Annotated in this window: 12 protein-coding genes; 7 read left to right on the top strand and 5 right to left on the bottom strand. The window is 61.8% G+C overall.

Annotated features, from left to right (window positions below; genetic code table 11):
* Nucleotides 1–67: 67 nt before the first annotated feature.
* The 5 genes from ACMUVN_RS24740 to ACMUVN_RS24720 all read right to left on the bottom strand — a co-directional run bounded on the left by ACMUVN_RS24740 (nt 68) and on the right by ACMUVN_RS24720 (nt 4131).
* Nucleotides 68–685, bottom strand: a complete 618-nt coding sequence (locus tag ACMUVN_RS24740; RefSeq protein ID WP_063476423.1) for a PRC-barrel domain-containing protein — start codon at nt 683–685, stop codon at nt 68–70.
* A 222-nt stretch (nt 686–907) separates the two neighbouring features.
* Entirely contained in the window at nt 908–1795 is an 888-nt protein-coding gene (locus ACMUVN_RS24735; protein ID WP_097542864.1) for an SMP-30/gluconolactonase/LRE family protein, read from the bottom strand.
* Complete coding sequence (locus tag ACMUVN_RS24730; protein ID WP_414815556.1) at nt 1792–2433, bottom strand: 2-dehydro-3-deoxy-6-phosphogalactonate aldolase; 642 nt, start codon at nt 2431–2433, stop codon at nt 1792–1794. Before ACMUVN_RS24730 ends, ACMUVN_RS24735 begins: the two co-directional genes overlap by 4 nt.
* Nucleotides 2434–2446: 13 nt before the next feature.
* On the bottom strand, nt 2447–3364 hold the full coding sequence (locus ACMUVN_RS24725) for a 2-dehydro-3-deoxygalactonokinase (protein WP_414815555.1): 918 nt from the start codon (nt 3362–3364) through the stop codon (nt 2447–2449).
* A complete protein-coding gene (locus ACMUVN_RS24720) occupies nt 3364–4131 on the bottom strand; it encodes an SDR family NAD(P)-dependent oxidoreductase (RefSeq protein WP_414815605.1) in 768 nt (255 codons plus the stop codon). The genes ACMUVN_RS24725 and ACMUVN_RS24720 overlap by 1 nt, the downstream gene beginning before the upstream one ends.
* Before the next feature lie 121 nt (nt 4132–4252).
* Between ACMUVN_RS24720 and ACMUVN_RS24715 the strand changes: the two genes are divergently transcribed.
* From ACMUVN_RS24715 to ACMUVN_RS24685, 7 genes are all read left to right on the top strand, one after another.
* Complete coding sequence (locus ACMUVN_RS24715) at nt 4253–5050, top strand: IclR family transcriptional regulator (protein ID WP_414815554.1); 798 nt, start codon at nt 4253–4255, stop codon at nt 5048–5050.
* Between the two features lie 261 nt (nt 5051–5311).
* Complete coding sequence (locus tag ACMUVN_RS24710) at nt 5312–6046, top strand: LuxR family transcriptional regulator (RefSeq protein ID WP_047613834.1); 735 nt, start codon at nt 5312–5314, stop codon at nt 6044–6046.
* Nucleotides 6047–6685: 639 nt separating this feature from the next.
* A complete protein-coding gene (locus ACMUVN_RS24705) occupies nt 6686–7846 on the top strand; it encodes an Mrp/NBP35 family ATP-binding protein (RefSeq protein ID WP_028756719.1) in 1161 nt (386 codons plus the stop codon).
* Between the two features lie 454 nt (nt 7847–8300).
* On the top strand, nt 8301–9278 hold the full coding sequence (locus tag ACMUVN_RS24700; protein ID WP_028756718.1) for a magnesium transporter CorA family protein: 978 nt from the start codon (nt 8301–8303) through the stop codon (nt 9276–9278).
* An 18-nt stretch (nt 9279–9296) separates the two neighbouring features.
* Nucleotides 9297–11195, top strand: coding sequence for a potassium transporter Kup (locus ACMUVN_RS24695; protein ID WP_047613836.1), 1899 nt, complete (start codon nt 9297–9299; stop codon nt 11193–11195).
* 239 nt (nt 11196–11434) lie between these two features.
* The gene (locus tag ACMUVN_RS24690; protein ID WP_127430542.1) at nt 11435–12646 is read left to right on the top strand and encodes a cell wall hydrolase; all 1212 of its coding nucleotides are present in this window, start codon (nt 11435–11437) and stop codon (nt 12644–12646) included.
* 271 nt (nt 12647–12917) lie between these two features.
* Nucleotides 12918–13256 carry an AtpZ/AtpI family protein gene (locus ACMUVN_RS24685; RefSeq protein WP_028756715.1) on the top strand — a complete coding sequence of 113 codons (339 nt, stop codon included), beginning with the start codon at nt 12918–12920 and terminating at the stop codon, nt 13254–13256.
* Nucleotides 13257–13306: the final 50 nt, after the last annotated feature.

Genomic DNA, 13306 nt, shown 5'->3' with positions numbered 1-13306 from the left:
GCGATGGCGCCCCTAGGAGCGCCATCGCCTACGCTATACTACCGCGCGTGGTTTAGTTGACCCCGGTCTACTTGGCCGTGGTCGAGCCTGTTGACGTGGCGTCGGTCGGCAGGGCGGTACCGGTGGCCGGTGCCTTTTCAGCCGACTGCATGGCCAGCGTCTTGAACTCAGGTGCGGCCTTCAGCGATTCAGCCGTTTCGCTTGTCGTCAGTTTGACGCTGCCGTCCTGGGTGTTCTGGGCGACGGTGATCTTGTCCATCGGCACGGCGACGTTCTTTTCGCCGATACCGAGGAAGCCGCCGACGCCAACGATCGCGGCAACCAAGCCGCCATCCTTCTTCATGATCAGGTCGTTGACGCTGCCGATACTTTCATTGTTGCCGTTATAGACCGACTGGCCGATATAAGTATTGGCGCTGATCTGATCAGGAGCCTGTTCGGTGATATAGCCGGCCTGAGCCGTGTCTGTCGTCGCGGCCGGGGCGGGAGCCTGTGCGGCATCGCCTGCGGGCTTGGTGACGTCAGGAGTGATCGGCGGCTTCGGGGCTGCCGGATCGGCAGGCGCCGCTTGGGTCGGAGCGGCGGGATCCGCCGGCTGCGGGGCCGTCTGTGAGAATGCCGCCGGTGCGAAAGCCGTGGCAAACAGCGCGCCAGCGGCAACGGTCGTCAAGAGTTTGCGTGTCATTTCGAACCTACCTTCAGTTCCCTAGAGTGATCGCTGACCCGGCAATATCTGTGTGATTGCCGCGCCGGTTCGAAGGGAAAATGACTGGTGGGCCGATTGGTTCCGGTTGAAAACACGGAAAATTTCTCGATTCTCACGGAACATTTATCGAAGAACTGCTGCAAAAACGAGAAAAGGCGCCCCGGTCGGGAGCGCCTCTGGAGGTCGTTGGCAAAGCCGGATTCAGATCACATAGACCGGATCGAACGCGCCTTTGACCTCGATGCCGAGTTCCAGAAGCGCGCCGGCGCTCGGCTGGGCCGAACGGGCATTTTCATCCAGCCCTTCCCAGGCGGTGGTGACCGCCAGCCGGTCGGCATTGACGCCGATGAAGGCGGGGCAGGAGGGCTGGACGGCAGGAACCTTGTAGCGGGAGATGCGCAGGCCATCGGGATTGTAGCGGTCGACGACCCCCGCACCCCAGCGTGCATTCCAGATATAACCATCGGCATCGACCACCGAGCCGTCGATGTCGCCGGGCTCGTTCATGCTGTCGACGAGCACGATCGGTTCGCCCGAGGGCAGGCCGGTCTGCGGATCGACCATGACCCGCATCAGCCGGTTGATGCGGGAATCCGTATAATAGCCGACCGTGCCGTCCGGCGAGAAGCAGATTGAATTCGGGATGCTGATGCCGTTGAAGATCTTCGTCACCTTGCCGCTGGCGACATGATAGATGGCGCCGGCCTGGTTTTCCGCCCGCTTGCTCATCGTGCCGATCCAGAGTGCACCGGAAGGATGGGTGCGGCCGTCGTTCGAACGGTTTTCCGGCCTGTCGTTTTCGAGCGCGGCGTAGAAGGTGAGGTTGCCGCTGGCCACGTCGCGCACGAAAAGCCCTTCCTCCGTCGCGATCAGCTGCCGTCCGGCGTCGATGCGGGCAAGTACGCTCGCCATCACAGGCAGCGGATGCACCTTTTTCGCGCCTGTCGAAAGATTGAGCTCATGCAGTTCCTTGCCCAGGATGTTGAACCACCAGACGGTATTGCTGTCCGGATCATAGGTCGGGCCTTCGCCGAGGACGGAATTGGTGTTGCAAAGGGTTTTGCCCTCGAACTCATAAATATCGGTCATACGCTCACGCTCCCAATGGCTGCATCATAGGCGTAAATGGTCGCCTTGGCGCGCTCGGCAACCTCTGACGCGGTCATTCCGGGTTTGTAGATGCTGGTGCCGAGGCCGAAGGCGAAGATGCCGGCCTTGGTATAATCGCCGAAGTTCTTGTCCGATACGCCGCCGACGGCGGCAATCGTGAGTTCCGGCGGCAGGATGGCCCGGATCGCCGTGATCCCGGAAGGACCAAGCACGCTTGCCGGAAAGAATTTGAGACCGGTGGCGCCGGCGCGTGCTGCCGCCAGCGCCTCGGTCGGGGTAAAGACACCCGGCATCGTCACCATGCCGTATCCGCGCGCCCGGATGATTACCTCAGGCTCGACATTCGGCGTGACGAGCAGCTTGCCGCCGGCAGCATGCAGGCTGTCGACCGCCTCGACCGTCAGCACAGTGCCGGCGCCGATCAGCACGTCTGCCGACGCCATCTTCGCGGCGATCTCGATGGATTTGAACGGTTCGGGCGAGTTGAGCGGGATCTCGATCGCCGTCAGGCCGTTTTCGATCAAGGCGCCGACGACGCTTTCGGTCTCTTCAGGCCGGATGCCGCGAAGGATGGCGATCAGCGGACGCTTCATGTCGGGGAAGGGGATACGGGTCATCGTGTCAGCTTTCTCAATTCGGCCAGATGGCTTCGGCGGCAGCCGAAAGCCCGCGGCGCACGGCGGCGTCGGCGTCGATGGCGGTGAAGGCAAGGGAGAGGGTTTTGAAGGCCTGTTCATAGAGCGCCTGCAGGCGCCCGGAGGCAACGAGGGTGATGTCGGTGCCGTTGACCGCATCCTGCAGTGCCCCGGCGATTTCGAGGCCGATCAGCGTGCCGGAAAGCCGGGCTTGCGCGGCAGCGGCTGAAATGCCGTGCAGGAGCTGGCCCGAGCGGGCCGTGAACAGCAGGTTGGAGGCAAGGGCCGGGCGCGCGAAAGCCGCCGAGACCGCCGCCTCGAAGGCCGCCGCATCCGCCGGCTGCTCTTCCGCCCCCGCAACCGCATGCGACAGGATCGTGTGTTTGCTGATGACGTCGAAAAGCTCGCCGGTCATGAAGGTCGAAAAGCCGGTAACTTTGCCGTCCGTCACATGCACCCATTTCGAATGCGTGCCGGGCATGCAGACCGCCTGCGCTCCGGAGCTTGCGCGGCCGAGCGCGCCGAGCAGCTGGGTTTCCTCGCCGCGCATGACGTCGGGTGTGGCGATATCCCGCTGGGCAAGGCCCGGCAGGATGCGGATGTCGCGGCTTTCGCCGGGCACGGAGACCGCCCCGGTGAGGATCGCGGCGAGCGGCGCCGGCACGTCGATATAACCGGCCTCGACCCAGCCTTGCCTGGCGCCGGCCATGCCGCAGACGATCACCGGCAGGTTTTCCGGCGCTTCGATGGCAGCGAGATGGCTGGCAAGCACGGTGGAAAAGCCGGTCTTTGCGGCGCTCGTCATACCTTCGCCGCTGCGGCGTTCGGCACGGACGGTGCCGTCCCGGTCGATCAGCCAGAGCCGGAAGCTGCTGGTGCCCCAGTCCACCGCGACATAAGCGGGATTTGCCATTACAGAACGCCTCCATCGACAATCAGGGACTGGGCGGTCATCGCCGCCGCGCAGTCGGATGCAAGAAACAGGCAGGGACCGACGATCGCATCGGGCTTGAGTGCGACTTTCAGGCACTGGTCCTCGACCGAACTCGCAATGCTCTCCTCGGTGAGCCAGAGCTGCATCTGCCGCTCGGTGACGACCATGCCGGGCAGGATGCAGTTGACGCGGATATTCTCCGGCCCGAGCCTGCCCGCCATGCTCTTCGTCAGCCCGACGACTGCAGCCTTGGCCGCCGCATAGGCGGGAAAGCCGCCCATGTTCAGCTTGAAGGCGATTGACGACATATTGATGATCGCCCCGCCGCCGGCCGTCCGCATCGACGGCACGACTGCCTGCGAGGTAAAGAACACATGCCTGAGGTTCACTGCCTGGTTGTTGTCCCAATAGGCTTCGGTCACCGCGTCGAATTCATGGCGGTCGTCCCAGGCGGCATTGTTGACCAGCACGCGGATCGGTCCGGACCGCGCAACGACGGTATCGACCGTGCGCCGGATCTGCTCGATGTCGCGCAGGTCGGCATGGTGAAAGGAAACCGGATGCGCCGTCTCGCGCGACAGCCTTTCGGCGAGCTCGCGGCCTGCGGTCTCGGCGATATCGATGAACGACACCTTGGCGCCCTGGCGCGCGAAACCTTCGACGATCGCAGCGCCGATGCCCGATCCGCCGCCGGTGACGAGCACGGCTCGGTCCTTGAACTCGGGAAATTGTGCTGTTGGCATCATGGTCACTGTCATCGCCAGCGGCGCCTCCCGATCTTATCGCTGTTCCATTATTTGGAACCTAATTTGACTATATGGAATTATCGAATTACACTGGCCTCTCTGTCAAGAGGTGGACGAGGCGATGAATTCAAACGGCGACCGGCCAGCACAGTCACACGAAACCGGCACGCTCGGCAAACTGATGGTTCTGCTCGATCTCGTCACCCATGCCGATGCGCCGCTGCGTTTCACCGATATCCTGGCTCTTGCCGGCCAGCCGCGTGGCACGCTGCATCGCCAGCTGAGTCACCTGGTGGAGGAAGGCCTGCTCGAACTCGATGGCGACGGCCGTTATGCGCCGGGCCTGCGCCTGCTCGATTTCGCCGCGCGCAGCTGGGCGCGCAACGAATTTCGCCTGATTGCCGAGCCGCACCTCGCCGATCTGCAGCAGGCGACCGGCGAGACGGTGCATCTCGGTGTTCTGAGAGGCCAGTCGATCATCTATCTCGACAAGGTCGAAGGCAGGCAGCCGGTGCGCATGTATTCGCAGATCGGCAATGCCTCGCCCTGTTACTGCACCGGCGTCGGCAAGGCGGCCCTGTCGCTGCTGCCGGCCGAGAGCCTCGGCGATCTCATCGCCGGCCTGAGCTTCACCAGCTTTACCGCATCGACCCATGTCTCGGCCGAAACGCTGCTGGAAGAAATCCGCGAAATTGCCGATCAGGGCTTTGCCTTCGACCGTGAGGAGCACGAGGCCGGCATCCGTTGCGTTGCCGCACCCGTCTGGTCGGAGGATCGGACTTTTATTGGGGGCGTTTCGATCACCGGCCCGGCCTATCGCCTGTCGATGGAACTTCTGCGCCAATGGGCCGTTCCGGTTCAGCTGGCAGCTGGGAGGATCATGGAAGGCATGCGCGTCCGTCTGGGGCCGCGCCGCTGACGGAAAAAATCGCAGTCCGCCCGCCGCTGGACGCGATAGCAGAGCATGCTTATGGTGAGCGCGATATTGAGATTTGCTGGCGAATCACCACAACTAGAACGGTCAGCGAAATCTACAACCATTCAACGGCCGAACGCTAAACGCCAAAGCCGATCCCATGTGATCCCAAGCGATCATCATTCCCTATGCAATCGAAACACCCATGGCGGGCAGGTTTCGCAAACGGTTTGCCGGCCGCTGTGCCGAAGATGAAGAAATGTGATGGCACCCTTGTCGCAAGCATCCCCGGAAGAAGACGATCATGTTCAGGAAATAGCCGGACTGAAGACCCAGTTCGATATTTTCCGTTTCATGAAGCGTGTGACCGAAGCCTATCGCAGCCGGGCCTTCATGGTTCTCAACCTGCCGCCCGTCACTTCCTTCGATCTTCAGGGCAGCACGGTCATCACCAGTTGGCCGGCCGAGCTTCTGGCGCTTTACGACCAGGAAGGCCTGATGGTGAACAGCCCGGTTCTGAGGCGCTTGAGAACATCGGCGCGACCCTTCTTCTACGACATGTCGCGCCAGAACTGGTCGCGGGACGACGGCAAGTCCATCCTCGTCGTCTCCCTGTTCGAGCGTTTCAAGATGATGCGCGGCGCCTATTTTCCGACGCATGAGCCCTCCGGCCTGCGCGGCGCCGTCTCTTTCGCCGGCGACCGCGAACCCTTCAGCCCGGCCGAGATGCGCGAACTCTGCTATATCGCCATCCATGTCTTCGACAGGCTCGCCGAGATCCGCAACCTCGATACGCGCATCACCGACACGCTGACCGACCGCGAGATCGATTGCCTCAACTGGACGGCGGCCGGCAAGACCAGCGCCGAAATCGCCGAAATCCTCACGCTGTCCGAGCACACGGTCAATCACTACCTCAACCGCGCCACCAAGAAGCTCGACACAGTTAATCGCACCCAGGCGGTCGCCAAGGCGCTGCGCATCGGCCTGATCAAATAAGTTGCAAAAAACAACCGCGTGCTTTCGCAGCCGCCCAGCGCTTAGGCATATCTATCCCGCTGAGTGCCTGCCGCAGGCGCTTTGGCGCTGTTTTTCGCCGATTTTTCATCTGGCACGCTTTCTGCTTCTCTTTTGTCAAAGGTCCAGAGGGGACTGAGCCAGCGCCAGGAAATGGCGCGGCCGACACACCGCTGCCCGACGCCGATGCCGCTTTCTCCCGGCCCTTCGGTGTCGGCGGCGGTTGTTGCGTTTTGGCACCGCTTCTTTCGCAGCTGCTGGTGACCTGGCCTGTCTTCGGCATTTTTTGCTGGCCTTTTTTCCGGCTTGCTCTAGTTCGCCCCGCATTGCGCCGGTTCTCGGGGAGACCGTTGCGGCCATCAGGGCGAAAGCCCGGCGGACTTGATGGCCGCAACGGATTGACAATTCTCCCGCCCCTTTGGGCGCGTCGGCCATCGATTGTCCTCCCGATGATTTTGTTTGGCGAAGGCCTCCGTCTCCACTATCTCTACTGCATGATGTCAGCCTTAAATCGGCATGGATTTAGGCTGACGTCATGCAATTCAAAGTGCGACAGCGTTCCTTGCGCGTCTTGAAAGACGCGCGGCGCTGCCGTCTGCAAGAAGCAGCAATGAGGGTGGAATGACCGACGTCACCAAGGAACAGGTTCTCGAAACGCTGAAGACCGTGCGCGGACCGGATCTCGAGCACGATATTGTCGAGCTCGGCATGGTCTCCGACGTCTTCATCTCCGACGGCAAGGTTTATTTCTCCATCACCGTTCCGGCCGATCGCGCCCAGGAGCTGGAGCCGATGCGGCTCGCCGCCGAGCGCGTCATCAAGGAAATGCCCGGCGTCAAGGGCGCCCTCGTCGCCCTGACCGCGGACAAGAAGGCCGCCACTGCTGCTCCCGCTGCCCGCCCTGCGCCCAACCCGCCGCACGGTCATGCCGGCCACGATCACCATGCGCATGCGCCGCAACAGCCGCCGCGCGCCGGCAAGATCGGTGTGCCGGGCATCGGCGCCATCATCGCCGTCGCCTCGGGCAAGGGTGGGGTCGGCAAGTCGACCACCGCCGTCAACCTGGCGCTCGGGCTGCTGGCCAACGGTCTTCGCGTCGGCATTCTCGATGCCGACATCTATGGTCCCTCGATGCCGCGGCTCTTGAAGATATCCGGCCGCCCGACACAGATCGACGGCCGCATCATCAATCCCATGGAGAATTATGGCCTCAAGGTCATGTCGATGGGCTTCCTCGTCGACGAGGAGACGGCGATGATCTGGCGCGGGCCGATGGTCCAGTCGGCGCTGCTGCAGATGCTGCGTGAAGTCGCCTGGGGTGAGCTCGACGTGCTCGTCGTCGACATGCCGCCCGGCACCGGCGACGCGCAGCTGACCATGGCCCAGCAGGTGCCGCTTGCCGGCGCCGTCATCGTCTCGACGCCGCAGGATCTCGCGCTGATCGATGCCCGCAAGGGCCTCAACATGTTCCGCAAGGTCGAAGTGCCGGTGCTCGGCATCGTCGAGAATATGAGCTATTTTATCGCCCCGGACACCGGCACCCGCTACGACATCTTCGGCCATGGCGGCGCCCGCAAGGAGGCCGAACGTATCGGCGTGCCCTTCCTCGGTGAAGTGCCGTTGACGATGAACATCCGCGAGACCTCCGACGCCGGCACGCCGCTCGTCGCCTCCGAGCCGAACGGCGTCGTCGCCGGCATCTATCGCGGCATCGCCGCCAAGGTCTGGGAGCAGCTCGGCGGCCAGCCGCAGCGCCCGGCGCCGGCGATCGTCTTCGAATAATGCATTGCATGATTTAAATTCGATGCGATGCGCTTTCGGGTGCCGAATCACCGTCGCGAATACCCCAAATTGTGGGTGAAACGTGGTGAAAAGCCGCGCTTCACGGAAGATGTCTTGATTATTTCATGGCTTTGCTTCATATGCCGCGGCGCCATGATGGCGTTTGCTGCAGATGCTCAATGACGGCCGTCTTCATTCCGAAGGATGTGGCCCGCCTGCGAGTTCGGAGTTGTCTTGTCGATCGAAGGATTGGTAACTGCGATGCGGTGGAGCACAATGCGCATGCCGGCCTTTGAGGTCGGATGCAGCCGGAGTCGTATGAACTTTCTTGATCCGCTTCCGCTTCGACCGAGGACAAGCGACCGTCGCGCTGCCGCGTTGGCGATCGCATGGAAAGGCTTTCGATGAAAAGTGCATTGGCCGCGAAGCGCCGTGAGCATCGGAGAGGCTGCCGGTGATCACCGCTTACTGTTCCAATTGCAGGTCGGTCGAGATCCGCGATCTGTCGCATGCCGCATCCTTTCCCGAGGATGTCGTGTGGATCGACATGATCGAGCCGACCCGCGACGAGGAGCTCTATGTCGAGAAGATTCTCGGCATCGAGGTCCCGACCCGCGATGATCTCAAGGATATCGAGCCTTCCGCCCGGCTCTATGTCGAAAACGACGCCGTTTTCATGACCGCTTCGCTGCTCTGGAAGGCTGATACCGACGCGCCGACGCTGACCGATGTCGCCTTCATCCTGGCCGGAAACCGCCTGGTCACCATCCGTTATGCCCATCCCAAATCCTTTGCGCTGTTCATTGCCGCCCTTCACCGGCTGCCGGAAAACTGGCGCAGTGGCGCTGCTCTTCTCGCCAAGCTGCTGGAGACGATCGTCGACCGCACCGCCGAGATCCTCGAGATCTCCGTCTCGCGCATTGACATCCTGTCGATGCATGTCTTCGGTGATCGGGCAAGGAAGGTGCGCAAACCTTCGAACTATCTCGAGGAGAAGCTCAGGGATATCGCCGGCCATCACCGGATGATCAGCAAGGTGCGCGACAGCCTCGGTTCGCTGTCCCGCCTGCTGACCTTCTTTCACACGATCCCGGCAATCCAGCAGGATCGCGAGACAAAGGAGCTCTGCCGCACCGTTTCGCGCGATATCCAGTCGCTGTCGGAGCATGCTTCCTTCGTCGCCGCCAACATTACTTTCCTGCTCGACGCCTCGCTCGGGCTGATCAACATCGAGCAGAACTCGATCATCAAGATTTTCTCGATTGCCTCGGTGGTGTTCTTGCCGCCGACATTGGTCGCCTCCATCTATGGCATGAATTTTCAGGTCATGCCGGAGCTGACCTGGGTCGCGGGTTATCCCTATTCGCTGGCCCTGATGGTGATCTCAGCCGTCATCCCCTTTTTCTTTTTCCGCTGGAAAGGCTGGCTCTGAGGAGCCTGTTGCAACTTCATGTCCGAAGAGAGCCATCCGAACGAATCCCATATGACGCCGCGAAAGCTGTTCTATCTGGCGCTGGGTTCCGTCGGCGTCGTCTACGGCGATATCGGCACCAGTCCGCTCTATGCCTTTCGTGAGGCGCTGAAGCCGGTGGCCCATGACGGCGTCACCCGTTTCGAGGTCATCAGCCTGATTTCGCTGATGATCTGGGCGCTGACGATCATCGTCACCATCAAATATGTGCTCTTCCTGCTGCGCGCCGACAATGACGGCGAGGGCGGCACGCTGTCGCTGCTCGCCCTTCTGATGAAGACCGCCAACGGCCATACCGCCATCCTGATGCTGCTCGGCCTGATGGGGGCTGCCCTCTTCCTCGGCGATGCGATGATCACGCCGGCTCTATCCGTGCTGTCGGCCGTCGAGGGTCTGAAGCTCGTCACCCCCAGCCTTGCGGAATATATCGTGCCGATCTCGGTGGTGATCCTGGCGCTGCTCTTCGTCGTGCAATCGCGCGGCACCGGCGCCGTTGCGAGGTTCTTCGGGCCGATTACCGCCGTCTGGTTCCTCGTCATGGCTGCCGCCGGCATTTCCCATATCTCGGATGATTACGGCATTCTTGCCGCCTTCAATCCTTATTATGCGGTCAGCTTCCTGCTGCATGAAGGCTTCTACGGCGTCGTCGTGCTCGGCGCCGTCTTCCTGACGGTGACGGGCGCCGAGGCGCTCTATGCCGATCTCGGCCATTTCGGCCGCCGCCCGATCCAGTGGGCCTGGTTCCTGCTGGTCTTCCCGGCGCTGACGCTGAATTATCTCGGGCAGGGCGCGCTCGTCCTCGGCAATCCGGCGACGATGTCCGATCCCTTCTACCTGATGTACCCGAAATGGGCGCTGTTGCCGGTCGTCATCCTGGCGACCGCCGCGACGATCATCGCCAGCCAGGCGGTCATCACAGGCGCTTTCTCGATGGTGCGCCAGGGCATCAACCTCGGCTTTCTGCCGCGCATGGAAATTCTCTTCACCTCGGAAACCAATACCGGGCAGATCTTCGTGCCTTCGGTCAATGCCGTGCTGTTCATCGGCGTCATCTTCCTGGTCCTGAGTTTCAAGACGTCGGACGCGCTGGCGACCGCCTACGGCATCTCCGTTACCGGCGCCATGGTCGTGACCTCGATCATGGCCTTCGAATTCGTCCGCGCCCGCTGGAACTGGTCGCTGCCGGTTGCGGTGATCGCGCTCGCGCCGCTGGTCGTGCTCGAATTGATCTTCCTCGGCGCCAACCTCTTGAAGATCCATGACGGCGGCTACATCCCGATCATGATCGCCACCGCCTTTACCGTCGTCATGTGGACCTGGCGCCGCGGCACCGCGATCCTGATGGAAAAGACCCGCCACACCGATATCCCGCTTGCCTCCTTCGTCAGCTCGATCGAGCGCAAGAGCGAACATTCGCCGGCCCAGGTGCCGGGCACCGCGATCTTCCTGACCAGCGATCCGGAATCAGCCCCCGCCGCCCTGCTGCACAATCTCAAGCACAATCATGTGCTTCACGACCGCAACGTCATCCTGACGATCCGCACGGTCAACAAGCCGCGTGTGCCGAGCCAGGACCGCTATAAGGTCGAGCAGATTTCTCCGCGCTTCTCCCGCGTCGAACTGCTCTTCGGCTTCATGGAATCGCAGAACGTCTCGCAGGCCTTGGCGACGCTGCGCAAGACCGGGCTGAAGTTCGACATCATGTCGACCTCCTTCTATCTCGGCCGCCGCAAGCTGGTGCCGGACGCCAAGTCGGGCATGCCCTACTGGCAGGACCGGCTCTACATCGCGCTCGCCAATGCCGCCGCCAACCCCTCGGACTACTTCCGCCTGCCGGCCAACCGCGTGGTGGAACTGGGCTCGCACGTCATTATTTGACACGGGGGGCAAAGACCCCGCCCCACGAGGGGGGAGGGGCTTAACCTGTTGCTCCGCATCTCCCAAAACTCCAGCTCGGCAAACGACGAGATGATCGCGGGCAAAGCGATCGTGGTCGGCTAGTCCCCCGCCCCTGTGGGGAGGGGACTTTTCCAACACATTAGAACATCCAAACGTGCTCACAGTCACATTCCGGCACGGTCCGTTAACCGGACGTCAAGGTTAATGCGGGATTTTTAATGGAATGTTCCCGCGTTCCATGCCCGGAGTTCGTGTTGCGTCGAAAGAGCCCTTCCCGTAGCAAGCTGCGTCTTTTTCCCGAGAACTGGGTGTCTCCGGTCATCTTCGGTCTTGCCGGCTGGCTGATTTTCCCGAGCGTCGCATCCCATGCCGATCTCGCCGCCATGCTGGCCGGCCTCGATCATCAAGGCGAGAACTGGCGCATGGTGCTGACCAATTCGCCGGCCGGCTCCATCCACCAGGCCGAACTCGCTTTCGCCGAGCCGATGGTGACCGGTTCGATTTCCGCCGGCGCCGGCATGGTGCTGCCCGATGGTCGCAAGGTCGCCTTTACCGCCAAAGACAAGGGTCACGAGGACACGCCGGACGAAGATCGCGTCAACCGCTCCACCAAGAAGGGCCGTGTCGTTGCCGTCGAGAAGATGCAGCCGCCGAAGGACTTTTCCGCCGGCTCCATTCTCGAGCGCACCAAGATGCTCTTCACCCCGAGCTTCGACCTCAAGGACAGGTCGGCCTTCGTCAAGCCGAAAATCCAGGGCAAGGAAATCGAGATCGCCACTTCTTTCTATAAGAAGCAGCCTGTCGTGACCGACAATGGCGTGCCGGCAATGCTCGCAAGCCTCGTCACCAGCAACAAGGCCGATGTGCTCGCCACCGCCTATGCACCGCCGGCACCCGACTATTCCCGCCAGTCGCCGTTCGATTCCATCCTGACCGAGCAGGATAGCGGCCGCTTCGTTCCGGAGATTGGCCCGCGCGATCATGCCTGGGCCGCAAGCGTGCTGGCGCCGAGCGTCTTTTCCGCCCGCGAACAGCAATGCCTTGCCTCCGGCATCTATTTCGAGGCGCGGGGGGAATCGGTGAAGGGCCAGGCGGCCGTCGCCCAGGTCATCCTCAACCGCGTCCGCAATCCTTCCTATCCCAAGACCATCTGCGGCGTCGTCTATCAGAACGAGGATTGGCGCAACCGCTGCCAGTTTTCCTTCGCCTGCGACGCCATCAAGGACAGGGTGAACTCGGAATATCATTGGCGAGTCGCCCGCGATGTGGCGATGGCGGTGACGGCAGGCAAGATCTGGCTGCCGCAAGTGGGCTCGGCGACGCACTACCATGCCGTCTATGTCAGGCCGAAATGGGCAAGGACCATGGAAAAGGTCGGTCGCATCGGTCTTCACGTCTTCTATCGCACCTATGGCGGCGGCTGGAGCTGAGATAAATCGCCTGGGCAAGGCGATTTGCGGGGCTTTAAAGCGGATTCTTTCCATCGAATTTAAGCGATCGGCCTTAAATTGGCCTATCTCTTTGATTTGACGAATTTATTTTCTCGCTGGACAGAAGCTGTCTACGCCTTGACTATACCAATCCCTAAAACTATGTTGCGCGCGACTTCAGAACGGGCCGGAAGGGTCTCAACCTTCGTGTCCGGGGTCCGAATGACCGGGGTAGCGGGAGTGCGGGCGACGGGCAGACGAGGAGAGATCCATGGCGGACGACCGCGAGGAAAGTCTTGAAAAGCGCCGTGCGCAATTGGGAGCGAAACTCGCGACCAAGGGCGTCGAGACGGGAGAGGACGAGGCTAGGGAAGCCCGCGCCGAGGTAAGCCGCAAAGGTTATGCCCAGGCGATGAAGCTTTCCAGCGAGTTCATTTCCGCAATCGTCGTCGGTGCTCTGCTTGGCTATCTCCTCGACCGTTTTGTTGGCACGGCGCCTTGGGGTTTGATTGTTCTTCTGCTTCTCGGATTTTGTGCCGGCGTTCTGAACGTGCTGCGTTCTGCGGGGGTGGTGGCCCATCCCCTGGACGACAAGGGCGACAAGAAATAAGGACCGGTTCCGGTCCAGTGCAATGACCCCGCGTTCTGCGGGCCAAAGAG

The organism is Rhizobium sp. IY2 (assembly GCF_047532935.1).
GTDB lineage: Bacteria > Pseudomonadota > Alphaproteobacteria > Rhizobiales > Rhizobiaceae > Rhizobium > Rhizobium anhuiense.
The sequence above is the reverse complement of the archived record's forward strand: the minus strand, read 5'-3'. Positions and strand labels throughout refer to the sequence as shown.